General features: G+C 71.5%; 19 protein-coding genes. 15 read left to right on the forward strand and 4 right to left on the reverse strand.

Translation table 11 applies throughout. The features are described 5' to 3' along the window. The first annotated feature begins 94 nt into the window (after window positions 1-94). The gene (locus LXT12_RS08820) at window positions 95-1,789 is read left to right on the forward strand and encodes a sensor domain-containing diguanylate cyclase (RefSeq protein WP_233391217.1); all 1,695 of its coding nucleotides are present in this window, start codon (window positions 95-97) and stop codon (window positions 1,787-1,789) included. On the opposite strand, the gene LXT12_RS08825 is transcribed toward LXT12_RS08820, so the two are convergent. Next, a complete protein-coding gene (locus tag LXT12_RS08825; RefSeq protein WP_233391219.1) occupies window positions 1,786-2,475 on the reverse strand; it encodes a response regulator transcription factor in 690 nt (229 codons plus the stop codon). The two genes, LXT12_RS08820 and LXT12_RS08825, sit on opposite strands and share 4 nt — an antisense overlap. A gap of 123 nt (window positions 2,476-2,598) precedes the next feature. Between LXT12_RS08825 and LXT12_RS08830 the strand changes: the two genes are divergently transcribed. Beyond that, the gene (locus tag LXT12_RS08830) at window positions 2,599-3,012 is read left to right on the forward strand and encodes a hypothetical protein (protein WP_233391220.1); all 414 of its coding nucleotides are present in this window, start codon (window positions 2,599-2,601) and stop codon (window positions 3,010-3,012) included. Window positions 3,013-3,019: 7 nt separating this feature from the next. Here the strand turns inward: LXT12_RS08830 and LXT12_RS08835 are convergent, their stop codons facing one another. Next, window positions 3,020-3,562 carry a DUF1415 domain-containing protein gene (locus LXT12_RS08835; protein WP_233391221.1) on the reverse strand — a complete coding sequence of 181 codons (543 nt, stop codon included), beginning with the start codon at window positions 3,560-3,562 and terminating at the stop codon, window positions 3,020-3,022. Window positions 3,563-3,658: 96 nt separating this feature from the next. Beyond that, the gene (locus LXT12_RS08840) at window positions 3,659-4,849 is read right to left on the reverse strand and encodes a M20 aminoacylase family protein (RefSeq protein ID WP_233391223.1); all 1,191 of its coding nucleotides are present in this window, start codon (window positions 4,847-4,849) and stop codon (window positions 3,659-3,661) included. Between the two features lie 94 nt (window positions 4,850-4,943). Between LXT12_RS08840 and LXT12_RS08845 the strand changes: the two genes are divergently transcribed. The 12 genes from LXT12_RS08845 (at window position 4,944) to LXT12_RS08895 (ending at window position 22,235) form a co-directional block, all read left to right on the forward strand. Beyond that, window positions 4,944-5,213, forward strand: coding sequence for a DUF2946 family protein (locus LXT12_RS08845; RefSeq protein WP_233391225.1), 270 nt, complete (start codon window positions 4,944-4,946; stop codon window positions 5,211-5,213). Between the two features lie 67 nt (window positions 5,214-5,280). Beyond that, entirely contained in the window at window positions 5,281-7,275 is a 1,995-nt protein-coding gene (locus tag LXT12_RS08850) for a TonB-dependent receptor (RefSeq protein ID WP_233391226.1), read from the forward strand. Between the two features lie 147 nt (window positions 7,276-7,422). Then, the gene (locus tag LXT12_RS08855) at window positions 7,423-8,856 is read left to right on the forward strand and encodes a circularly permuted type 2 ATP-grasp protein (protein WP_233391228.1); all 1,434 of its coding nucleotides are present in this window, start codon (window positions 7,423-7,425) and stop codon (window positions 8,854-8,856) included. 13 nt (window positions 8,857-8,869) lie between these two features. Continuing rightward, entirely contained in the window at window positions 8,870-9,028 is a 159-nt protein-coding gene (locus LXT12_RS27120) for an alpha-E domain-containing protein (protein WP_414708829.1), read from the forward strand. After that, window positions 9,018-9,962: an alpha-E domain-containing protein gene (locus LXT12_RS08860; RefSeq protein ID WP_233391229.1), complete on the forward strand. Its 945-nt coding sequence runs from the start codon at window positions 9,018-9,020 to the stop codon at window positions 9,960-9,962. The genes LXT12_RS27120 and LXT12_RS08860 overlap by 11 nt, the downstream gene beginning before the upstream one ends. A gap of 692 nt (window positions 9,963-10,654) precedes the next feature. Continuing rightward, a complete protein-coding gene (locus LXT12_RS08865) occupies window positions 10,655-14,083 on the forward strand; it encodes a transglutaminase family protein (RefSeq protein ID WP_233391231.1) in 3,429 nt (1,142 codons plus the stop codon). Between the two features lie 23 nt (window positions 14,084-14,106). Next, window positions 14,107-14,970, forward strand: a complete 864-nt coding sequence (locus LXT12_RS08870) for an alpha/beta fold hydrolase (protein ID WP_233391233.1) — start codon at window positions 14,107-14,109, stop codon at window positions 14,968-14,970. A gap of 108 nt (window positions 14,971-15,078) precedes the next feature. Continuing rightward, window positions 15,079-17,808 (forward strand): circularly permuted type 2 ATP-grasp protein, encoded by a 2,730-nt coding sequence (locus tag LXT12_RS08875; protein ID WP_233391235.1) that lies wholly within the window; start codon window positions 15,079-15,081, stop codon window positions 17,806-17,808. Next, window positions 17,805-18,725: a transglutaminase family protein gene (locus LXT12_RS27030; RefSeq protein WP_233391237.1), complete on the forward strand. Its 921-nt coding sequence runs from the start codon at window positions 17,805-17,807 to the stop codon at window positions 18,723-18,725. Before LXT12_RS08875 ends, LXT12_RS27030 begins: the two co-directional genes overlap by 4 nt. Before the next feature lie 788 nt (window positions 18,726-19,513). After that, a complete protein-coding gene (locus LXT12_RS08885; RefSeq protein WP_233391239.1) occupies window positions 19,514-20,392 on the forward strand; it encodes a dioxygenase family protein in 879 nt (292 codons plus the stop codon). Then, window positions 20,389-21,102: a response regulator transcription factor gene (locus LXT12_RS08890; RefSeq protein ID WP_327572620.1), complete on the forward strand. Its 714-nt coding sequence runs from the start codon at window positions 20,389-20,391 to the stop codon at window positions 21,100-21,102. Before LXT12_RS08885 ends, LXT12_RS08890 begins: the two co-directional genes overlap by 4 nt. Then, window positions 21,096-22,235, forward strand: coding sequence for an ATP-binding protein (locus LXT12_RS08895; protein WP_233391241.1), 1,140 nt, complete (start codon window positions 21,096-21,098; stop codon window positions 22,233-22,235). The genes LXT12_RS08890 and LXT12_RS08895 overlap by 7 nt, the downstream gene beginning before the upstream one ends. On the opposite strand, the gene LXT12_RS08900 is transcribed toward LXT12_RS08895, so the two are convergent. After that, window positions 22,232-22,729 carry a cupin domain-containing protein gene (locus tag LXT12_RS08900; RefSeq protein WP_233391243.1) on the reverse strand — a complete coding sequence of 166 codons (498 nt, stop codon included), beginning with the start codon at window positions 22,727-22,729 and terminating at the stop codon, window positions 22,232-22,234. The two genes, LXT12_RS08895 and LXT12_RS08900, sit on opposite strands and share 4 nt — an antisense overlap. 75 nt (window positions 22,730-22,804) lie before the next feature. On the opposite strand from LXT12_RS08900, the gene pdxR reads away from it, so the two are divergent. Beyond that, window positions 22,805-24,250: a MocR-like pyridoxine biosynthesis transcription factor PdxR gene (gene pdxR, locus LXT12_RS08905; RefSeq protein ID WP_233391245.1), complete on the forward strand. Its 1,446-nt coding sequence runs from the start codon at window positions 22,805-22,807 to the stop codon at window positions 24,248-24,250. The last annotated feature ends 18 nt before the right edge of the window (window positions 24,251-24,268 follow it).

Here is a 24,268-nt window from a genome sequence, read left to right on the forward strand (position 1 = left end):
TCGACGGGGCCGCTAGACTGCGGCGACTCCGGCCCTCCGCACCCGACCCGATGCAGATGACCCGCTTCGCCGCATGCCGGCCCGCGCCCGCCGCATGAGGCTGCCCCTGAGCCTGCGCGGCCAGCTCAGCCTGGTGCTCGGCACCCTCGCCCTGGCCATCCTGGCGTTGGTGGGGGGTTATCTCGGCACGCTGGCGACCGACGAGCTCTACGCGGCCCAGAAGGCCGCCGTGCGGGCGACGGCCCAGTCCGCCGCCGAGCTGCTGGCCACCGAGCTGCGTGACCGCGAGCGCGAGATCGAGCTGCTCAGCCTGGCGCCTCATCTCGTCGACGGACCGCTCGACTCGGCGCGAGTGCGCGGCTCGCTGGACCGGCGCGCCGAGCTGCACGGCGAGTTCGCCTGGCTGGGCATCGCCGACGCCGGGGGCCAGGTCGTGCAGGCGACCTCGGGCATGCTGGTCGGACGCTCGGTGGCGCAGCGCGAATGGTTCGTCGCCGGGCGCGAGCGCACCTACGTCGGCGACGTCCACGAGGCCAAGCTGCTGGCCACCCTGCTGCCGGCCCAGCCCAACGGCGAGCCCACGCGCTTCATCGACTTCGCCGCGCCGGTGCGCGACGCCGAAGGGCGGCTGCGCGGCGTCGTCGGCGCGCATGCGCACTGGCGCTGGATCACCGGCCTGGTCGAAGGCGTGACCCGCCGCCAGCATCCGGACAGCGGCATCGACGCCCTCATCCTCGATCGCCAGGGCCGCGTGCTCTACCCCAAGGCGCTGAAGGCCGAGCAGGTCGCCGGCGCCGCCGTGCTGCCCCGGCTGGCCAACGGCCGCTTCGAGGGCGAGCTGGTGTTCGACGGCCGCACCTACCTGGCTGCCGAAGCGGCGCTGCAGGCCCGCACCAGCGCCGAGCTGGGCTGGCGCATCGTCGCCCGCCAGCCGCTGGACGAGGCGCTGCGACCGGTGCGCGACCTGCGCCGCGAGCTGGTGCTGCTCGGCGCCCTGGCGGCGGCGGCGCTGACCCTGGCGGCCCTGCTGCTGGCGCGCCGCATCAGCCGGCCGGTGGAGCATCTCGCCCGCATCGCCGAACGCGTCGAGGCCGAGCGGCGCATTCCGGACTTCCCCGCCAAGCCGGCCGCGCAGGAGCTGGGCCGGCTCAGCGACGCCATGCGCTCGATGGCGCGCTCCCTGTTGAGCACCGAGCAGGAGCTGCAGCAGGCCAACACCACGCTGGAGTCACAGGTGCAGCAGCGCACCGCCGAGCTGCAGGCGGCCAACGCGGCGCTGGAACACCTGGCCACGCGCGACCCGCTGACCGGCTTGCACAACCGCCGCAGCCTGGACGCACGCCTGGCCGAGGCGCAGGCCCTGGCCCACCGCTACGGCCGGCAGAGCGGCCGGGTACACGGCCTGATATTGATCGACGTGGACCACTTCAAGCGCATCAACGACCACTTCGGCCACCCGGCCGGCGACGCCGTGCTGCGCCAGCTCGCCCAGCTGCTGCAGGGCTCCGTGCGGGTGACGGACACCGCGGCCCGCTTCGGTGGCGAGGAGTTCGCGGTGCTGCTGCCCGAACTGGCCGGTGCGCCGGAGGCCGTGATGGCGGCGGAGAAGGTCCGCACCGCGGTCGAGCAGGCGAGCTTCCCGGAAGTCGGGAGCATCACCGTGAGCATCGGCGTCAGCCTGGCGTCGCCCGAGGACGCGGACGTGCGCCCGCTGATCGACCGCGCCGACGCCGCCCTCTACGAGGCCAAGCGCGGCGGGCGCAATGCCGTGGTACTGCGAACGCTCTAGATGAGCTGCAGCGGCGCGCGGAAGACGTAGCCCACGCGCGACTTGCTCTGCAGCGGCACGAGGGTGGGGGTGGCGCGCTCGATGCGCCGGCGCAGGCGGTAGATGGTGGCCGAGAGGCCGTCGTCGGCCTCGCCCTCGGGCAGCTCGCGGCCGAGCTTGTTCAGCAGGGCCTCACGCGTCACCGGCTCGCCGCCGGCCTGAGCGAAGCATTCGAGCAACTGGCGGTCGGCCTCGCTGAGCTGGATGCGGGTGCCGTCGGGCACCACCAGCTCGCCGCTGGCGCGGTCGAGCTTCCAGACGGCGTCGGCCGACGACGGCTTGGCCACGCGCCGCTGCACGGCCGCGATGGCCAGGGACACCTGCTCGAACTGCACCGGCTTGACGAGGTACATGTCGGCACCGGCCGTGATGACCTCACGGAACACCTCGGGCCCCAGGCGGCCGGACACCACCACCACGCCGGCGTCCGTGCGGCGGCGCAGGATCTTGATCAGCTCCACGCCGTTGACCCCGGGCAGCATCAGGTCGACCAGGTAGAAGTCGAAGGAGAAGGCATCGGGCGCGGCCAGCAGCGCGTTGCTGTCGTCGAAACGGCTGACCGCGATGCCCTGCTCCTGGAGGAATTGCGTCAGGAATTCGGAGTAGTCGGCGTCGTCGTCGATCAGGGCGAGGGATTTCGGTTGCATGGCTGCGTTCGCGCGGGAGCAACCGCGGAGTTTGCCGCATGAACGCGGCGTCAGGAACCGCTAGGCTGCACGGTTTGCACGGATTGCCGAAGGATGTGCCGGGGCCTCGCCTGCCACTCATAAATGACTGACACTCGCTGCGGGGAGTCAGGCCGTTGGCAAGGCGGCGGCGAGGAGAACGCCATGGGCGATGCCATGCAGGAGGAAGGTCCCGAGGCGCCGGACTGGCTGGTGCCGGGTCACCGAGCCACGCCGGCCGAGGCGCTGCGCCGCATCCACGGCCTGTGCGCCGCCTGGCCGGATCTCTACGCGGCGATGTTCGTCGTCCTGGCCACCCACCAGGAACTGCCGCGCGAGGTGCTGGCCGCGGCCATCAAGCAGTTCCGCCCGGATCTGGACAGCTATACCCGCGAAGACGTCGTCGGCCTGCTGACGGCCGTCTGGAACGGCGGCAAGAGCGGCTTCGACGCCGTGCTGCGCACGCGTGCCGGCGCGCCCAGGCGCGGCGCCGGCGGCCTGTCCTGGGTCAAGGAGTAGGGCCGGCTCAGCGCTTGAGGCCCAGCGCCGCCCAGCCGTCGGCGCCCAGCCGGGCCAGGGTGTCGAGGTTGGTCTCGTAGATGGAGGCGGTGTCCGGCATGGACTCGACGGCGAGGGCGATGCTGTCCTCGCGCAGCAGGTGCAGCGTCGGGTAGGGCGAGCGGTTGCTGTAGTTGCCGATGTCGTCGGCGGCGCTGCCTTCGAACTGGTAGTCGGGGTGGAAGTCGGCGATCTGCAGGACGCCGTCGAGCTTGAGTTCCTCCACCAGCGCGTCGGCGGCATCGAGGAAGTCGTTGAAGTCGAGGAAGTCGGTCAGCACGCCGGGATGGATGAGAAGCGTCGTATCCACCTCCTCGGGATCGGCGCGGTTGAGCGCCAGCAGCTCGCGGGCCAGGTCCTTGAGCAGTTGCTCGGGCTCGGTCGCGTCGCTGACGACGTAACGGATGCGGTCGTTGACGTGGACCGACTTGGCGAAGGGGCAGAGGTTCAGGCCGATGACGGCCTTGACGACCCAGTCGCGGGTGTCGCTGATGATTTGTTCGTGGTTCATGAGGAAAAAATGCAACCACAGAGGCACGGAGCCACAGAGAAATTCATGGGCTGTTTTCCTCCGTGGCTCTGTGCCTCTGTGGTTGCCTTTGCAGTTTCAGTTGCGGTTCAACCAGGCTTCCGCGAGGCGCACCCACATCGAGCCCCCCAGCGGGATCAGCTCGTCGTTGAAGTCGTAGCTCGGGTTGTGCAGCATGCACGGGCCCAGGCCGTGGCCGCCCAGGCGGTGTTCGCCGTCGCCGTTGCCGATGAGGAAGTAGCAGCCGGGCTTTTCGAGCAGGTAGTAGCTGAAGTCCTCGGCGCCCATCGTCGGCTCGAACTCCTGCACGTTCTCCGCCCCCACCATGTCGGCCAGCACGCCGCGCACGAAGTCGGTTTCGGCGGGATGGTTGATGGTGGGCGGGTAGTTGCGGTGGAACTCGAACTCGGCCGTCAGCTCGAAGGCTCCGGCCAGTTGCTCGGTCATGTCCTTCATGCGGCGCTCCAGCAGGTCCAGCAGTTCCAGCGTGAAGGTGCGCACCGTGCCTTCGAGCACCACCGAGTCCGGCACCACGTTGGTGGCCTCGCCGGCGTGGATCATGGTGACGGAGATGACGCCCGGGTCGATGGGCCGCTTGTTGCGGCTGACGATGGTCTGGAAGGCCGTGACGAGCTGGCAGGCTGCGGGCACGGGGTCGATGCCCAGGTGCGGCATGGCGGCGTGCGAGCCCTTGCCGCGCAGCGTGATCTTGAACTCGTTGCTGCTCGCGAACACCGGGCCGGTCTTGACGGCGAACTGCCCGGCCTTCATGCCGGGCCAGTTGTGGGCACCGAACATGGCTTCCATGGGGAATTTGTCGAACAGGCCGTCCTTGATCATCTCGCGGGCGCCGCCGCCGCCCTCCTCGGCCGGCTGGAAGACGAGGTAGACGGTGCCGTCGAAGTTGCGGTGGGTCGCCAGGTGCTTGGCCGCCGCCAGCAGCATGGCGGTGTGGCCGTCGTGGCCGCAGGCGTGCATGCGGCCGCGGATGGTGCTGGCGTGCGGGAACTCGTTGCGCTCGGTGATGGGCAGGGCGTCGATGTCGGCCCGCAGGCCCACGGCGCGGTTGGAGCTGCCGTTCTTGACGATGCCGACGACGCCCGTCTTGCCGAGGCCCCGGTGCACGGGGATGCCCCAGTCGGTCAGGGCCTGGGCGATGAGGTCGGCGGTGCGCTCCTCGTGGAAGCAGAGTTCGGGATGCTTGTGCAGGTCGCGGCGGATGGCGGTGATGGCCGGCGCGTCCGCCAGGATGGCGTCGATGAGCTTCATGACAGCGTGACTTCAGGCTCGGTGAAGGGTCGAGTTTAGGATTGCGGTCGTGGGTATCCGTCGTTGGTCGAGAAACTGGCTGTTATGGCTGGCGTTGCTGCTTCCCGTCGCGCAGGCGATGGCGGGGGTGCACGCGCTGTCGCACGCCACCGGCGAACGCCGGGACGCGGGCGTCGCCCACCTGGTTCACTGCGACCTCTGCCTGGCCGCTGCCGACCTGTCCGGCTCGGCGCCGACGACCCAACCCTCTCCCCTGCCGCGCAGCGCCGCGGTCGAGGTGCTGGCCGCCGCGCCGCTGGCCGTGGCCGCCGCGCGCGAGGGCGCCTGGCGCCCGCAGGCTCGCGCGCCCCCCGCTTCCGCCTGAAACCCAAGCCTTCCCGCGCCCGGCCCCGGAGCGCGGGCCCTTGTCTTTCTTGCGGAAGTCTTCTCCCATGCGTTCCTTTGCCCTGGCGCCGCTCGCCGCCGCCTGCCTGTCCGTCACCGCCCACCTCGCCCACGCCGACCCGGCGGAATCCCTCGACAAGGTCGTCGTCACCGGCAACCCCCTGAAAAGCCAGGTCCTGGCCCAGCCCAGCGATTCCCTGGGCGGCGACCAGCTCGTGCTGACCCGCGCCGCCAACCTCGGCGACACCCTGCAAGGCCTGGCCGGCGTGGCGGCCACCAACTTCGGCCCCAATGCCAGCCGGCCCAGCATCCGCGGGCTGGATGGCGACCGCGTGCGCATCCTGAGCAACTCGGGCGCCTCGGTGGACGCCTCCAACCTGAGCTTCGACCACGGCGTGGCCATCGACCCCCTGGTCATCGACAAGGTCGAGGTGCTGCGCGGCGCCGCGGCGCTGCTCTATGGCGGCAATGCGGTGGGTGGCGTCGTCAACACGCTGGACAACCGCATCCCGCGCGCGCTGACACCCGGCCTGAGCGGAGCGGCCGAATTGCGCCTGGGCGGCCCGAGCCACGACAAGAGCGGTGCCGTCGTGCTGGACGGCGGCAGCGGCCAGCCGCACGGCGGCTTCGGCTGGCACGTCGACCTGGCCGGCCGCGACGCCGGCAACCAGGTCGCGCCGCGCTTCGACAGCCCCACCGACGACGGCAGCGAAAGCCGCACCAGCGTGCGCAACTCGGCCGCCCGCAGCCATGGCGGCGCGGTGGGCGGCTCGGTCTTTTTCGACGGCGGCTTCGCCGGCGTCTCGGTGGACGACTACCGCACCAACTACGGCACCACGGCCGAGGCCGACGTGACCATCCGCATGCAGCGCCAGCGCCTGGCGACCGCAGGCGAGTGGGCGACGGCGCAGGGCCCGGTGCACCGCGTGAGCTGGCAGCTCAGCCGCAACCGCTACGAGCACCAAGAGGTGGAGGGCAGCGGCGCCATCGGCACGACCTTCAAGAGCACCGGCACCGACGGCCGCCTGGAAGTCGAGCACGCAGCTTTCGGCCCCGTGAAGGGCCTGGTGGGCCTGCAGACCGAGGCCCTGGACTTCTCGGCACTCGGGGAGGAAGCCTTCGTGCCGAGCACGCGCACCCGCAACACCGGCGTCTTCGTGCTGGAGCAGGCGCGCCTGGGCGGCGTGGACTGGTCGGCCGGCGCGCGCACCGAGCGCGTGACGGTGGACTCCGATGGCGGCGACCGCTTCGGCGCGCCGGCCTCGCGGCGCTTCAGCCCGGTGAGCCTGGCCCTCAGCGGCGTCTACCCGCTTTCCGAGGCCTGGAGCCTGAGCGCCAACCTCAACCGCACCGAGCGCGCACCCGCCTATTACGAGCTTTACGCCAACGGCCTGCACGTGGCCAGCGCCGCATTCGAGCGGGGCGACGCGGCGCTGGGCCTGGAGCGCTCGCGCGGCCTGGACCTCGGCCTGAAGTGGGAAGGCGAGGGCAGCCACGTGCACGTCAACCTGTACGAAACGCGCTTCACCAACTACATCGCCCTGGAGGCTACCGGCGAGACGGTGGACAACGGCGGGCAGGCGGTGCCGGTCTATGCCTTCACCGCCGTGCCGGCGCGGTTGCGCGGCGTGGAGGTGGAGGGCCGCTGGCAGGTCCATCCCGCGGTGGCGCTGCTGAGCCAGCTCGACGCGGTGCGCGGCAACAACCGCGCCACCGGGGAGCCGCTGCCGCGCCTTGCGCCCCTGCGCGCGATGCTGGGGCTGGAGGCCCGCCGCGGCGACTGGTCGGGCCGGCTGGAATGGCGCGGCGCCGCCCGCCAGACGCGGGTGGCGCAATTCGACACGCCGACCGCCGGCTACGGCACCGTGCGGATGTCGCTCGCCCGCCAGCTGCACTGGGGCACGTCGGACGCCCTCTGGTACCTCAAGCTCGACAACCTCGCGAACAAGCTGGCCTACAACGCCACCGCCGTGGCCACCATCCGCGGCCTGGCACCCCAGCCGGGGCGCTCCATTCAGACCGGCGTGCAGCTGCGCTTCTGACCTCCGCGCGGCGGGGCGCCGGGTATAACTCTGGTGCCACGGCGCCCGCGGCAGGGGCATCGCGCACGCCGGCTGTGCGCGGTGCACCAGAAGCCGCCGCGTCCATCCGGGCGCGGAATTTGCGTCGTCGAGGCAGGAGGAGCATCGATGCAGACCGCCTTTGACGAAATGAACGCCGCGGGTGCCGCCACCCGCGCCCACTACGAGGCCTACGCCCGCTGGCTGGCCGACCAGCCCGAGTCGCTGATGCGCGAGCGGCGCGAGCAGGCGGAACTGATCTTCCGCCGCGTGGGCATCACCTTCGCCGTCTACGGCGACAAGGACTCGGGCGAGGGCACGGAGCGCCTCATCCCCTTCGACCTCATCCCGCGCGTCATCCCCGCCGGCGAGTGGACGACGATGCAGGCGGGCCTGGCCCAGCGCGTGACGGCGCTCAACCGCTTCATCCACGACGTCTACCACGGCCAGGAGATCCTGCGGGCCGGCATCGTGCCCGCCGACGAGATCCTCAACAACGCGCAGTTCCGCAAGGAGATGATGGGCGTGGACGTGCCGGGCAACGTCTACAGCCATATCGCCGGCGTCGACATCGTGCGCGCCGGCAATGCCGATGGCTCGGGCGACTACTACGTGCTGGAGGACAACCTGCGCGTGCCCTCGGGCGTGAGCTACATGCTCGAGAACCGCAAGATGATGATGCGGCTCTTCCCCGAGCTCTTCGTCAGCCACCGCATCGCGCCGGTGGCCCACTACCCCGACCTGCTGCTGGACACGCTGCGCAGCGTCGCGCCCTCGGGCGTGTCCGACCCCACCGTGGTGGTGATGACGCCGGGCATGTACAACTCCGCCTACTTCGAGCATGCCTTCCTCGCCCAGCAGATGGGCGTGGAGCTGGTCGAGGGCCAGGACCTCTTCGTCGACGGCGGCTTCGTCTACATGCGCACCACGCGGGGCCCGCGGCGCGTGGACGTCATCTACCGCCGCATCGACGACGACTTCCTCGACCCCCAGGTCTTCCGCGCCGACTCCCAGCTCGGCTGCGCCGGCCTCGTCAACGCCTACAAGGCCGGCAAGGTGACCTTGTGCAACGCCATCGGCACGGGCATTGCGGACGACAAGTCCATCTACCCCTACGTGCCCAAGATGGTGGAGTTCTACCTCGGCGAAAAGCCCATCCTGCAGAACGTGCCCACCTACGTCTGCCGCGAGAAGGACGACCTGGCCTACACGCTGGCCCACCTGCCCGAGCTGGTCGTCAAGGAAGTGCACGGCGCGGGCGGCTACGGCATGCTGGTGGGCCCCGCCGCCAGCCGCGAGGAGATCGAGGCCTTCCGCGCCCGGCTGATCGCCCACCCCGGCAACTACATCGCGCAGCCCACGCTGTCGCTGTCCACCTGCCCGACCTTCGTTGAGAGCGGCGTGGCGCCCCGTCACATCGATCTGCGACCCTTCGTGTTGAGCGGGTCGAGCGTGCGCATGGTGCCCGGCGGGCTGACGCGGGTGGCCTTGAAGGAGGGCTCGCTCGTGGTGAACAGCAGCCAGGGCGGCGGGACCAAGGACACCTGGGTTCTGGAAGATTGAGGGAGACGACAAGATGCTTTCAAGGACCGCAGACCATCTCTTTGGGCTGAGCCGCTATATCGAGCGGGCGGGTCAAGCGCGAAGCGCTTGTGGCGAAGCCAAAACACAGCGGCGCGCGTCAGCGCGCACGGGGTTTTCGGCCAACGAACGGGAGTCGAAGCATGCTGTCTAGGACTGCTGACCATCTGTTTTGGCTGAGCCGCTACATCGAGCGGGCCGAAAACACCGCCCGGATGCTGGACATCGCCTACCAGACCTCGCTGCAGCCGCAGTCCGCCGACCAGTCCGAGCAGACCTGGCGCAGCCTCGTCTCCATCTCCGAACTCAACGGCCTGTACGGCGGCAAGTATTCGGCGATCAACGGCCGCAACGTCATGGAGTTCATGGTGGCCGACGAGGGCAACCTCTCGTCCATCTTCAACTGCCTGCGGGCGGCCCGCGAGAACGCGCGGGCCGTGCGCGGCGCGCTGACCACCGAAGTCTGGGAGACGATGAACCAGACCTGGCTGGAGTTCCGTCGCCTGCTGCGCGAAGGCGCGCTGACGCGCGACCCGTCGCAGCTCTTCGAGTGGGTCAAGTACCGCAGCCATCTGTCCCGCGGCGTGACGGTGGGCACCATGCTGCAGGACGAGGCCTTCCACTTCATCCGCATCGGCTCCTTCCTGGAGCGCGCCGACAACACCGCGCGGCTGCTGGATGTGAAGTTCTATCGCCAGGAGCAGTCCCAGGGCGAGCACGACGCGGCCCGCGACTTCTACTACTGGTCGGCGGTGCTGCGCTCGGTCTCGGGGTTCGAGATCTATCGCAAGGTCTACAGCAACGTCATCCAGCCCGACAAGGTGGCCGAGCTGCTGATCCTGCGGCCCGACATGCCGCGGTCCCTCTCGCATTGCGTGACGCGCATGCAGGCCAACCTCAAGCGCGTGGCCAATGCGCAGTCGGGCGAAACGCTGCGGCGCGTGGGGCGGCTGGAGGCGGAGCTCGCCTTCGGACGCATCGACGAGATCCTGGCGGACGGGCTGCATCCCTTCCTGGACGGGTTCCTGGCGGAGGTCGCGGAGCTGGGGGTGAGGATCAGCGAAGACTTTCTGGTGCCGTCGGCTTGACGGCACTGGGGTGTGGGGATGCTTTTGCTGCGAGCCTTTGTGTTCGGTGCACCGTGCCGGGAGTTCGCCCCGGCGGGCGACCTACTTTTTGTGTCGACAAAAAGTAGGCAAAAAACGACCCCCGGCCGCACCGCCCTCCGCTTCGCTGCGGGTCCCCTGCGCTGCTCAGACCTTGAGGGCCCGCGCAAAACTCCCTTCGCTACGCTCCGGTCAAACAATTGCGCGGAGTCAGAAGTTGAAGTGCGCTTCGCGCACGCCCTCAAGGCCTTGCGCTGCTCGGCGGTGCTCAAGGGGGGAAGACGAGATACGTCAAACGCCCGGCCTCCGCGATTGGCAACCCGGCTGTTCGGCTGTTGGGGTTCGGCTGTTCGCGGCTCTCCCCTTCTAAACCGCCGAGAAGCGCAGAAGCCCGGGGGGCGCGCGCAGCGCGCTTCAACATCTGACTTCGCGCCCCTTTGTCTGAGCGTAGTGAGCGAAGCGAACGAAGCGAGTTGGGCGCGCCCCCGGGCTTCGAGCATCGCAGGGAACCCCGAAGCGAAGCGCAGGGGCGGTTTTGCAGGGGCGACTTTTTGCCTACTTTTTGGTCGCCCAAAAAGTAGGTCGCCCGCCGGGGCGAACTCCCGGCACGGGCCTCGCTACGAACACCCACCAACGACCAAACAGCCCGCAGCCCGCGCGGCGGAGCAACGCACATGAGCATCCACGTCGCCCTCAAGCACGTCACCCGCTACAAGTACGACCGCCCGGTCAGCCTCGGCCCCCAGGTCGTGCGCCTGCGCCCCGCGCCGCACTGCCGCACCCCCGTGCTGAGCTACTCCCTGCGCATCGAGCCCGCCAAGCACTTCATCAACTGGCAGCAGGACCCCTTCGCCAACTACCTGGCGCGGCTGGTCTTCCCCGAGAAGACGACCGAATTCACCGTCACCGTCGATCTCGTCGCCGAGATGGCGGTCTACAACCCCTTCGACTTCTTCCTCGAGCCCCACGCCCAGACCTTTCCCTTCGAGTACGACGAGGCCCAGAAGATCGAGCTGGCGCCCTACCTGCAGGCCGAGCCGCCCACGCCGCTGCTGGCGGCCTATCTCGCCGGCATCCCGCGCGCCGAGCGGCCGACGATCGACTTCCTGGTCGAGCTGAACCAACGCGTGCAGAACAGCGTCTCCTACCTCATTCGCCTGGAGCCCGGCGTGCAGACACCCGAGGAGACCCTGGCCAAGGCCTCGGGCTCCTGCCGCGATTCCGGGTGGCTGCTGGTGGAACTGCTGCGCCATCTCGGCCTGGCGGCGCGCTTCGTCTCCGGCTACCTCATCCAGCTCAGCCCCGACGAGAAGGCCCTCGACGGCCCGAGCGGCACCGAGGTCGACTTCACCGACCTGCACGCCTGGTGCGAGGTCTACCTGCCCGGCGCCGGCTGGATCGGCCTGGACCCGACCTCCGGCCTGCTCGCCGGCGAAGGCCACATCCCGCTGGCCGCCACGCCCACGCCGGGCAGCGCCGCGCCCATCAGCGGCGCGGTGGACGAGTCCGAGGTCGAGTTCGGCCACGAGATGAGCGTCACGCGCATCTACGAGTCGCCGCGCGTCACCCGCCCCTACACCGAGGCGCAATGGGCCGAGGTGCTCAAGCTCGGCGAGCAGGTGGACCGCGACCTCGCCGACGGCGACGTGCGCCTGACCATGGGTGGCGAGCCCACCTTCGTCGCCCTGGACGACCGCGACGCTCCGGAGTGGAACACCGAGGCCCTCGGGCCGACCAAGCGTGTCTACGCCCAACAGCTGACGCACCGGTTGCGCGACGAATACGGCCAGGGTGGCTTCCTGCACTTCGGCCAGGGCAAGTGGTATCCGGGCGAGCAGCTGCCGCGCTGGGCGCTGTCCATCCACTGGCGCACCGACGGCCAGCCCTGCTGGCGCAACCCCGAGTGGTTCGCCGACGAGCGCGAGCAGCATGCCTACACCGACGAGCATGCCCGCACCTTCATGGGCGCGCTGACGCGCCGCCTGGGCCTGCCCGACCAGCACGTGCAGCCCGCCTATGAGGACACCTGGTACTACCTCTGGCGCGAGCGGCGCCTGCCGGTCAACGTCGACCCCTTCGACTCGCGCCTGGACGACGAGCTCGAGCGCACGCGCCTGCGCCGCGTCTTCGACCAGGGCCTGTCGCGCGTCGTCGGCTATGTGCTGCCCATCCGCCACGCCGGCGAGCCCTCGCTGGCCGGCGCGCGCTGGGAGACGGGGCCCTGGTTCTTCCGCGACGAGCGGCTCTACCTCATCCCCGGCGACTCGCCCATGGGCTGGCGGCTGCCGCTGGATGCCCTGCCCTGGGTGAGCCAGGGCGACTACCCCTATCTGGTGGAGCAGGACCCCTTCGCGCCGCGCGGCCAGTTGCCGGCTGCCGCTGCGTTGCGGGCGCAAACCCGGGGCCTGGCCTCCGCCGGGTCGACGGCCGGGCTGCGTCCGTCCGGGCCATCCGGGCCGGCCGCCTCAGGCGGTGCGGCTGGCGGCGATGCCGATGCGGCCCAGCGCCCGGCGCGCTTCGAGAGCGCCCACTGGGTCACGCGCACGGCGCTGTGCGTGGAGGCGCGCGACCCCCGGCGGGCCAACGGCCCCAAGGCCGAGGCCGTGGGCCGGGCCAGCGGCGTGCTCTACGTCTTCATGCCGCCGCTCGAGAAGCTCGACCACTACCTGGAGCTGCTGGTCGCCGTCGAGGCGGCCTGCGAGGATACCGGCTTCAAGATCGTGCTGGAGGGCTACCCGCCGCCGCGCGACTCGCGCCTGAAGCTGCTGCAGGTGACTCCCGACCCGGGCGTCATCGAGGTCAACATCCACCCGGCGCACGACTGGGGCGAACTTGTCCAGCACACGGAGTTCCTCTACGAGGCGGCACGGCAGACGCGGCTGTCGAGCGAGAAGTTCATGATCGACGGGCGCCACAGCGGCACCGGCGGCGGCAACCACTTCGTGCTGGGCGGCGCCACGCCGGCCGACTCGCCCTTCCTGCGCCGCCCCTCGCTGCTGGCCTCGCTGCTGGCCTACTGGCACAACCATCCCAGCCTCAGCTACCTGTTCAGCGGCCTCTTCATCGGCCCGACCAGCCAGGCGCCGCGCGTGGACGAAGCCCGCAACGACCAGCTGCGCGAGCTGGAGATCGCGCTCGGCGAGATCCACAAGGCCGAGGCCAGCCTCGGCGCGGCGATGCCGCCGTGGCTGGTGGACCGCACGCTGCGCAACGTCCTCGTCGACGTGACGGGCAACACCCACCGCAGCGAGTTCTGCATCGACAAGCTCTACTCGCCCGACTCCACGACCGGCCGGCTCGGCCTGCTGGAACTGCGCGCCTTCGAAATGCCGCCGCACGCGCGCATGAGCATCGTGCAGCAGCTGCTGCTGCGCGCCCTGGTGGCCCGCTTCTGGAAGACGCCCTACCGCAGCCATCTCGTGCGCTGGGGCACCGAGCTGCACGACCGCTGGCTGCTGCCCCACTTCGTGCGGGAGGACTTCGCCGACGTGCTGGAGGACATGGCCGCGGCCGGCTATCCGCTCGACCCCGCCTGGTTCGCGCCGCACTTCGAGTTCCGCTTCCCCAAGTACGGCGAGTTCGCCTCGCGCGGCGTGCACGTGACCCTGCGTGGCGCCCTGGAGCCCTGGCACGTGATGGGCGAGGAAGGCTCGGCCGGTGGGACGGTGCGTTATGTGGATGCCTCGCTGGAGCGGCTGGAGGTGCACGTGAGCGGCCTCGTCGACCCGCGCCACCGCATCACCGTCAACGGCCAGCCGCTGCCGCTGCAGCCGACCGGCCGCGTCGGCGAGTTTGTCTGCGGCGTGCGCTACCGCGCCTGGCTGCCGCCCTCGGCCCTGCACCCCACCATCGGTGTCCATGCCCCGCTGACGGTGGACCTTGTCGACACCTGGCAGCAGAAGTCCCTCGGCGGCTGCCGCTACTTCGTCGCCCACCCGGGCGGGCGCAACTATGCGACGCTGCCCGTCAACGCCTACGAGGCCGAGAGCCGCCGCCTGGCGCGCTTCACCGCCCACGGCCACACGCCGGGCCAGGTCGAGGTGGGCGAACCGCGGCGCAGCCTGGAGTTCCCGTTCACGCTGGATCTGCGCAAGGCGGGCTGATCGCGCACGAGACTGACCCGCCCATGCGCATCGAAATCCAGCCCGGCATCCGCCTCTTCGTCGACATCGAAGGCCTGGGCCACGTGCCCGATGGCCCCGTGCTGCGGCACAAGCCCACCCTCGTCCTCATCCACGGCGGCCCGGGCTTCGACCATACGGGCTTTCGGCCCTTCTTCAGCCGCTTCGCCGATCTCTGCCAGGTCGTCTATTTCGACCTGCGCGGCCATGGCCGCAGCGACCCGCGGCCGGCCGAGGAGTGGGTGCTGGACGTCTTCGCCGACGACGTCGTGCGCCTGTGCGACGCGCTGGGCATCGCCAAGCCCATCGTGCTGGGCCAGAGCTTCGGCGGCTTCGTCGCCCAGCGCTACCTGGCGCGGCATCCGGCGCATCCGGCCAAGGTGGTGCTGTCCAGCACCTCCCACCATTTCGGCCTGGAGCGCAAGGTCGAGCGTTTCGGCGCCCTGGGCGGCCCGGTGGCGGCGCAGGCGGCGCGCGAGTTCTGGGAGCACCCCGGCCCGCAGACCTGGGCCGCCTACGAGCAGCATTGCCGCCACCTCTACAACACCCGGCCGAAGAATCCTGACGCCGCCGGCTGGATGATCTTCAAGCCCGAGATCCTGTTCGCCCACACCCGCGGCGAGCTGCGCGGCATGGACCTGCGGCCCGGCCTCGCCGGCGTGCAATGCCCGGTGCTGGTGATGGCCGGCGAGGACGACCCCGTCACGCCGCCGCAGGATGCCGAGGAGATCGTCGCGGCCCTGCCGGCGCGGTGCGTGCAGTTCGAGCGCTTTGCCGGCGTGGGCCATGGCGCCTGGCGGGACGACCCGCAGGCGGCCGAGCGCGTGCTGCGCGCCTTCCTGGCCCCGTCGCAGCCGGCGGCCACCTGAGCGGCTCCCCTGAGCGCTCTTTCACGGTCGGCCGCGGCGGGTGGCGGTGCGCCGCCCGGGGCGGCGCAGACATTGCTTGACAATGCCTTTCCACCCCAACCCCCAGCCATGCCCGAGCTCACCCCCAGCCAGTGGAGCCTGCTCCCCGACGAGCCGGAAGCGCCCCAGGCGCCCGATCCGCTGGTGCAGGCCGCGTCGGCCGCCCTGCGCAGCCGCGACGGCCACTTCTACGAGCTGACCGGGCAGGTCAACCACCCCGGCGAACCGCAGGCGGGCCTGGCCGAGCGCTGGAAGCGCTTCTTCGCGGCCGGCGGCGCGGCGGGCTGGCAGGAACTCAGCGCCAAGGCCCTGCGCGTGCAGCGCCGCGTGCTGGAGGACGGCGCCAGCTACAACGTGCACAGTGACGGTCCGCCCCTGCCGGGCCTGGACGGCCACGAGGGCCTGCCGCTGGCCCGGCACTGGCCGCTGGAACTGCTGCCCATGCTCATCGAGCCGGACGAGTGGCGCGGCATCGAGGCCGGCATCGCCCAGCGGGCGCGCCTGCTGGACGCCGTCATGGCCGACATCTACGGCGAGCGCCGCCTGCTGCAGCAAGGGCTGCTGCCGGCCTCGCTGGTGCTGGCCCACCCGCAATACCTGCGCGCCATGCACGGCGCCACGCCGCCGGGCGGCGTGCACCTGCAGGTGCTGGCCTTCGACCTGACGCGCTGTTCGGACGGGCACTGGTGGGTGGTCGGCCAGCGCACCCAGGCCGCCTCCGGCCTGGGCTACGTGCTGGAGAACCGTCTCGTCATCGCCCAGCAGTTCCCGGAGGCCTTCCGCCAGATGGCGGTGCAGCGCCTGGCCGCCAGCTACCGCGACTTCATCCAGGCGCTGACGCGGCTGTCGCCCGCGGGCGAGCGCAGCCGTGTGGCCCTGCTCACGCCGGGGCCGCGCAACGAGACCTATTTCGAACAGGCCTTCCTGGCCCGCTACCTCGGCATCACCCTGGTGGAAGGCGCCGACCTGACGGTGCGCGCCGACAAGGTCTACCTCAAGACCCTGGCCGGGCTGGAGCGCGTGCACGTGCTGCTGCGCCGCGTGGACGACACCTGGCTCGACCCGCTGGAACTGCGGCCCGACTCCATCCTCGGCGTGCCCGGCCTGCTACAGGCCGCACGCGCTGGCGAAGTCGTCATCGCCAACGCGCCCGGCGCGGGCTGGCTGGAAAGCCCGGGCCTCACCGCCTTCTGGCCCGCCGTGGCCGAGAGCCTGCTGGGCGAACCGCTGAAGCTGCCGGCCATCCAGAGCTGGTGGTGCGGCGAGGAGAGCGCCTGGCAGGCCCTGCGCCCGCGGCTGGCCGAGTTCATCGTCGTGCCCACCTTCTCGGCCAGCAGCACGACGAGCAGCTTCAGCCCCATCGTGGCGGCCGAGCTCAGCGAGGAGGCCTTGCTGGAACTGGCCGACCGCATCGATGCCGACCCGACGGCCTACACCCTGCAGGCCCGCGTCAAGCCGACCAAGCAGCCGGTCTGGACGCGCGGTGCGCTGGAGCCGCGCGTGGCGGTGCTGCGCGTCTTCGCGATGACCGACGGCCGCGGCGGCTGGAAGGTGCTGCCCGGCGGCCTGACCCGGGTCGCGCCGCGCCGCGACCCCCTGGCCGATGCCTGGCTGTCCATCCAGCGCGGCTCGCTGAGCGCCGACACCTGGGTCATGACCGACGGCGAAGTCGACCCGACCACGCTGCTGTCCCAGCCGCTGCAGCCGGCCGACCTGCGCGACGTGCACTGGACCGTGACCAGCCGGGCCGCCGAGAACCTCTTCTGGCTCGGCCGCTACACCGAGCGCGCCGAGAACAGCGCGCGGCTGGCCCGCCACGTCATCGAGGCCAGCGTCATGGTGCAGCGCGGGGCCATGCCGCCGGCCATGCTGCCGCTGCTCGATGCGCTGGCCCGCCACCACGGCCTCGTCGACCGGCGCGCGCCACCCGCCGACGACGATCCGCGCGGCTTCGAGCGCGCCCTGCTCGCGGCCCTGCTGCCCGGCTCGGGCGTCAACAGCGTCGGCTGGAACCTGCGCGCCCTGCAGGCCTGCGCCCAGGCCCTGCGCGAGCGCCTCTCGCCCGAGGCCTGGCGCCTCATCCACGAGACCACGGCCCAGTTCGAGCAGCACCTGCGCGCCGTGCTCGACCGCCCCGGCCCGGGCGTGCCGGTCACCGACGTGCTCAACGTGCTGGCGCGCGCCGACACCCACCTGGCCGCCATCACCGGCGCCCAGACCGACCGCATGACCCGCGACGACGGCTGGCGGCTGCTGTCCATCGGCCGCCAGATCGAGCGGCTGTCCTTCCATGCGGACGTGCTGGCCGAGACCTTCGCGCACGAAAGCGCCGGGCCGCCCCAAGATTCCGTGACCCCCTCGGGGGGCGGGCAGGGCGAAGCGCTGACCTGGGGGCATACGAACTCCCTGGCCCTCACCGAGGACGGCTTCGCCCTGCTGCTCGGCGTGTTCGACTCCACCATCACCTACCGCGCCCAGTTCCAGGCGCGCCGCGAGGCGCCGCCGCTGCTGCACCTGCTGGTGCACGACACCGAGAACCCGCGCTCGTTGGCCTGGGTGGCGCGCACCCTGCGCGACCGCTTCGCCAAGCTCGCCCGCCACGACCCCGCCTGGGCGACCGACATCGCCGCCGACCTGCCCGTGCCCGAGGCCTGGCCGCTGGCCGAGCTGGCCGCGCCCGGGCCGGCTCTGGTGGAGCACCTCCAGCGCGCCGCCGCCCAGGCCGGCGAGCTGTCCAGCCTGATCAGCCAGCGCTATTTCGCCCACGTGCTGGGCGCCGAGCAGAGGGTGTGGCAGTGACGGCTCGCCTCGCGGTCCACCACGTCACCGAGTACACCTACGAGGCCTCGGTGGAATGGGCCCATCACGCGGCCTGCCTCGCGCCGCGGGACACGCCCTGGCAGACGGTCAGCGGCTGGCGCCTCAGCATCGACCCCCTGCCCGACGGCTGGGGCATCGAGGGCCTGGAGCTCGATGCCGCCGAACTGGCCCGTCATCTGCGCCGCGACCCCTGGGGCAACCGGCACCTGAGCTTCGGCCACGCCCGCGTCCACGAGAAGCTGGTCGTGGACAGCCGGTTCGTCGCTTTGCTGCGAGACCGCCCCGACCCCGATCCCGGCCGCGGGCCGGCCTGGGAGGCGGTGGCAGCCGGCCTGCGCTACCGGGCGGGCCGCGCGCTGCAAGAGGCCGACGAGTTCGCCCTGGCCTCGCCCTATGCCGCGCCGGACGGCACGCTCGCCGCCTTCGCGCGCCGCGCCTTCTTGCCGGGGCGCACGCTGGCGGCCGGCGGCCTGGCGCTGATGCACCAGATCCACGAGACCCTGCACTACCTTCCACAGAGCACGACGGTCGCCACCCGCGCCGCCGACGCCCTGGCCCAGCGCAGCGGCGTGTGCCAGGACTTCGCCCACATCTTCATCGCGGCCTGCCGCGGCCTGGGCCTGGCGGCGCGTTATGTCAGCGGCTATCTGCTGACCCGTCCGCCCGAGGGAGCGCCCAAGCTCGTCGGCGCCGACGCTTCGCATGCCTGGGTCGAGCTGTGGTGCCCGGAGCAGGGCTGGCTGGCGCTGGACCCGACCAACGACGTCGCCGCGGGCCTGGACCATGTCACGCTGGCGTGGGGGCGGGACTATGCGGACGTGGCGCCGTTGAGGGGGGTGCTGCGGGGGGGAGGGGTGGCGACGTTGCGGGTGGGGGTGACGGTGGAGCCGGTTTGATGGCTGTTGCCTGCGGCCTTCCCGTTCGATGCGCTTGTGTGTCGGGTAGCTTTTGCGGGGAGCCTTTGGCGTTCGTTACACCGCGCCGGGAGTCCGCCCCGGCGGGCGGGTGACTTTTCTCTGTCGCGCCAGAGAAAAGTCACCAAAAGAGAGGCGCTGAACCGCAAGCTGGCAGCAGCCTGCCAAGGCCCGCGCGCGAAAACGACCGCCCGGCTACCGCCCAGAAGCGACCCGCTGCGCTCTCGCCGCTGTCCCTATGCCGAGCACCACGTATCGGACCTTCACGCCGGTTAACGCCGGCTGCACGCCGGGCTCACCAGTGAAGGCACCACCCGCCACGACGCGTCGCCCGAGCGACGCTTGCATTGCTTGAATTTCCACTCGTGAGCACGGCGTGCAGCCGCGCGTTAGGCGGGCTGGCGGTGGATGGATGGTTCTGGTGATAAGGACAGCGGCGAGAGCGAAGCGGCTCGCCTCGAGGTGCTTCTTGGCGTTCAGCGCATCAAGGCCCTCGATTGAGGGCGCCTCTTCTTTGGTGACTTTCTTCTGGCGCGACAGAAGAAAGTTACCCGCCCTCGCGGGGCGGATTCCCGCGGCGGTGCACCGAGTTGCAAAGGCTTTCAGCAAAAGCAACCCACAACACGGCGCACCGAGCCGCAAAAGCTCGACGCAAAAGCAACCCAACCAAACAGCGCAGCGCCCCATATGTCACCCCCGACACAATCTGCAAACCCTGGCGATACATCCCCCCGGTGCAATCCCGTCGTCCCCCTCACCGCACCACCGCCATGCCCCAAGACCACGACTCCCATCTCGGCCTGTCCCATGACCTCAGCCGCCTGCACCAACAGGCCTTCGAGCGCCGCACCGCCCTGCGCTGGCTCCTCGGCGCCGGTGCCGGCGCGATGGGGATGAGCGGCTGCGGCGGAGGCGGCTCGGCGGCCGCCTCCACGACCTCGTCCTCCGGCTCTTCGAGCAGTTCGGACACCACCGGCTCCACCTCGACGAGCAGCAGCAGTTGCTCCCTCATCCCGAGCGAGACCGAAGGCCCCTATCCGGGCGACGGCTCCAACAACGGCGCCAGCGGCAGCGTCGCCAACGCCCTGGCCCTCAGCGGCATCGTGCGCAGCGACATCCGCGCCAGCATCGCCGGCGCTACCGGGGTCGCCACCGGCGTGCCGCTGCAGGTCATCATCGAACTCGTGAACACCAACGCGTCCTGCGCCGACCTCTCCGGCTACGCCGTCTACCTCTGGCATTGCGATGCCGAGGGCCGCTACTCCATGTACTCCAGCGGCGCCACCGCCGAGAACTACCTGCGCGGCGTGCAGGCCACCGGCAGCGACGGCACCGCCGTGTTCCAGACCATCTATCCGGGCTGCTACGCTGGCCGCGTGCCCCACATCCACTTCGAGATCTACCGCAGCACCACCACGGCGACGAACTGGAACAACAAGCTGCGCACCTCGCAGATGTGCTTCCCCGCCGACGTGAGCAGCGCCGTCTACGCCACCAGCGGCTACGGCAGCAGCGCGGCCAACAACGCGGCCATCGGCCTCGCCACCGACGGCATCTTCAGCGACGGCTACGCCACCCAGATCGCCACGGTGACCGGCTCTGCCAGCGCCGGCTACGTGGCCCGTTTGAAAGTGGGCATCGCCGCATGATGGGACGCTGCCTGGTCGTCGACGACGACGCCGAGATCCGCACCAGCCTGACGGCCTATCTGGAGGGCTTCGGCTGGCAGGTCAGCGCGGCGGCGGACGGCCAGGGCATGCGCCAGGCGCTCGCGGCGGCGCGGATGGACGTCATCGTGCTCGACCTGATGCTGCCCGGCGAGGACGGCCTCGCGCTGCTGCGCTGGCTGGCCACCCAGCCCGATGCACCCCCGGTCCTCATGCTGACGGCACGCGGCGACACCATGAGCCGGGTCGTCGGCCTGGAACTCGGCGCGGACGACTACCTCGCCAAGCCCTTCGAGCCGCGCGAACTCGTCGCCCGGCTGCAGGCTCTCGTCAGGCGCGCCAGCAAGGGCGGCCAGGCTGCGACCGAGGATACGCGGCTGCTGCGCTTCGGGCGCTGGCGCTTCGACCGCATGACGCGCCAGCTGATCCGCGCCGACGAGGTCGGCATCGCCCTGTCCAGCGCCGAGTTCCGGCTGCTGGCGGCCTTCGTGCAGCGGCCCGGACGGGTGCTCAGCCGTGACCAGCTCATCGAGCTGACCCGCGCGCCCGGCGTCGAGGTCAACGACCGCAGCATCGACTTGGCCGTCTCGCGCCTGCGCGCCAAGCTGGGCGACACGGCGCGCGAGCCCAGCCTCATCCGCACGGTGCGCGGCGAGGGCTATCTTTTCGACGCCGAGGTGAGCGCATGCTGAGACCATGGAAGGACTGGGACCGGCTCGGCCTGCGGCTGTTCCTGCTGATGTGGGCCGCCCTGGCGCTGAGCCACCTGGCCGCCTGGCTGCTGGTCTCGCAGACCTGGCATGGCCTGGCCGGCCTGCCCCCGGAGCTGCCGCCGCAGCATGCCGACGGCGGCCCGCCGCCGCGGCTTGGGGGCGAACCACCCGGCTTCGACGGCGAGGGACCGCCGCACCGCAGGCACGGGCCCGACGAGCTGCATGTGCCCACCTTCCCGTCTCTGCCGCCCGCGCTGCCCTGGCGCTCCAGCCTCATCGACTACGGCGTTCGCCTCGCCCTCATCGCGCTGGCGGCCTGGTGGGGCTCGCGCTGGCTCGCCCGTCCGGTGCGGCGGCTCGTCGGCGCGGCGCAGGGGCTCACGCCGGCCCTGGCCCAGGGGCGGGCGGTGCCCACGCTGAGCGAGGAGGAGGGCACCCGCGAGGTGCGCGAGGCCGCCGCCGTCTTCAACCGCATGGCGGCCGAGCTCAGCAGCCAGTTCGAGGAGCGCGGGCTGATGATGGCCGCCATCTCCCACGACCTGCGCACGCCGCTGACGCGCATGCGGCTGCGGCTGGAGACGGGCGAGGTCGAGGCCAGGGTGCGCGAGCGCTGCATCGAGGACCTGCGCGAGATGAACCGCCTGGTGGAGAGCGTCATCGAGGTCTTCCGCCCCGCGCAAGCCTCGCCGGCCCAGCGCGTCGACCTCTCCGCCCTGGCGCAGTCGGCCGTGGACGACCTCGCCGAGGCTGGCGCTGCGGTCAGCTTCGACGGGCCGCCGGCCGTGGTCAGCGCCGATCCCGTGGCGTTGCGCCGCGTCATCGACAACCTCGTCGGCAACGCGCTGCGTTATGCCGGCAACGCCCGTGTCAGCGTGCAGCTCGCGGCCGGCGTGACCCGGCTGGTCGTCGAGGACGACGGGCCCGGCATCCCCGAGGCCGAGCTGGAACGCGTGCGCCAGCCCTTCCGCCGCCTGGAGGGCTCGCGCAACCGCGAGACGGGCGGCGCGGGCCTGGGCCTGTACATCGCCCAGCAGCTGGTGCGGCGCCAGGGCGCGGCCCTGGTGCTGGCCAACCGGCCCGAAGGCGGCCTGCGGGCCGAGGTGGTGTTCTAGCCGGCGTTGCCCAGCCTCGGCGCCAGGCCCCGCTGCGCGCAGAAGTCGCGGTAGGCCGCCTCGCGGTCTGCCGCGGTGATGCGGCGCTCGACCACGCCGCGCGGGCCGAGGTAGTCCACGTCGCCACGCACGACGACGTGCAGCACCAGGACCTCGTCGCCGACGGCCTCCCAGCTGTCGACGTTGCCGCTGGGTTCGTAGACGTAATCACCCGGGCCGATGATGCGGCCGTCGTCCAGGCGCCGGCGGCCCTGCAGGTTCAGGCCGTGCACCTCGCCGTGATGGCGGTGCAGGGTCAGCCGGGTGCCCGGCGCCAGGCGCATCAGCTCGACCCAGCCCCGGCCGCGCCCCTCGTCGGGCAGGAACTGCAGCGGCAGCGACCACTTGCCCTCGCCCTCGGGCATCCAGGCATCGAGGCCGGCGCGCCGCAGCGCGGCGCTGACGTGTACGGCGGCCTCGGGCGTGAGGCCTTCGAGAGGGGAGTCGGGGTTCATGCGGGCTCCGGTGTGAAAGGCGCTTAGAGTGCCGCTTCGCATGGCTCCGTGAAAGGGCCAAGACACCTTCGATGCATGGAGCCAAGCCTGGAACTCGACCTGCAGATCCCCGGCCGCGGCGCCCGCCTGGCGGGGCTGCACGCTGCCTTGCGCGAAGCCATCGCCAGCGGCCGGCTGGCGCCCGGCGTGCGCCTGCCGCCCTCGCGCGAGCTGGCGGCGCGGCTCGGCGTGTCGCGCAACACGGCCGTCGCGGCCTATGAACGGCTGGCCTCGGAGGGCTGGCTGGAGTCGCGCGGCAGCGCCGGCACTTTCGTCGCGGAGCTGCCGCGGGCGGCGGTTCAGGTGTCGGACCGCGCCAGCGTGGCGCCCTGGGCCGACAGCCGCTGGCTGCGCGGCGGGCTGGCGGTGCTGCCCGAGCCGGTCGCGCCAGGACCCGTCCCCGCGCTGGCCTTCACGACCGGCATGCCCGACGTCTCCGCCTTTCCCTTCGACGTGCTGCGTCGCCTGCAGACCCGCGCCCTGCAGGCCGCTGCGCGCGAACCGGCCAGCTACGCGCATCCGCAGGGGCTGCCCGCGCTGCGGGAGGCCATCGCCGGCCACGTCTCGGCCGCGCGGGCCGTGGCCTGCACGGCGGACGACGTCATCGTCACGGCCGGCGCCCAGCAGGCCTTCGACCTGATCGGGCGCGTGCTCGTGGCGCCGGGGCGCACACTGGCTGCCGTCGAGGACCCGGGCTATCCGCCGCTGCGTGCCGCGCTGGCCGGCGCGGGCGCCCGGCTGCAGGCCGTGCCGGTGGACCGCGAAGGCCTGGTCGTGCAGGCGCTGCCGGGCCAGGCGCAGATCGTCTGCGTCACGCCGTCGCACCAGTTCCCTCTCGGTGTGGCGATGTCCCTGCCGCGCCGGCGCGACCTGCTGCGCTGGGCGGCCGAGCGCCAGGCCGTCATCGTCGAGGATGACTACGACGGCGAATTCCGCTTCACGTCGCGGCCTCTGGATGCGCTGAAGACGCTGGACCGCGACGGCCGTGTCTTCTACGTGGGCACCTTGTCCAAGAGCATGCTGCCGGCGCTGCGCATCGGCTACATCGTCGCGCCGGCCTGGGCGCGCGACGCCCTGGTGGCGGCGCGCCAGGCCGCCGACATGGGCGCGCCAGCGTTGATGCAGGCCGCCGTGGCCGGCTTCATCGCCGAAGGCCACCTGCTGCGCCACGTGCGCCGCATGCGCGCCGAGTACGCCGAGCGGCGACGGGTGCTGATGCAGGCGATCACCCAGCACCTGGGCAGGCGCGCCGAGTGCCATCCGGCCATCGCGGGCCTGCACCTGGCCGTGGCCCTCGACGTCGACTGCGCCGAGCTGGCGCGGCGCGCCTGGGCGGCCGGCGTGGCCGTCGAGCCGCTGAGCCGCTACCGGCTGGCGGCCGGCGCGGACGAGCCAGGGCTGGTGCTGGGCTACGGCAGCATCGCCGCGGCCCGCATCCCCGAGGCCGTGCGTCGACTGGCCGGGGTCCTTGGCACCCTTTGAAACGGCGGACTTGGCCCT

Origin of the sequence: Pelomonas caseinilytica (genome assembly GCF_021353235.1) — a bacterium.
In the GTDB taxonomy this organism is placed as follows: Bacteria; Pseudomonadota; Gammaproteobacteria; order Burkholderiales; family Burkholderiaceae_C; genus Pelomonas; species Pelomonas caseinilytica.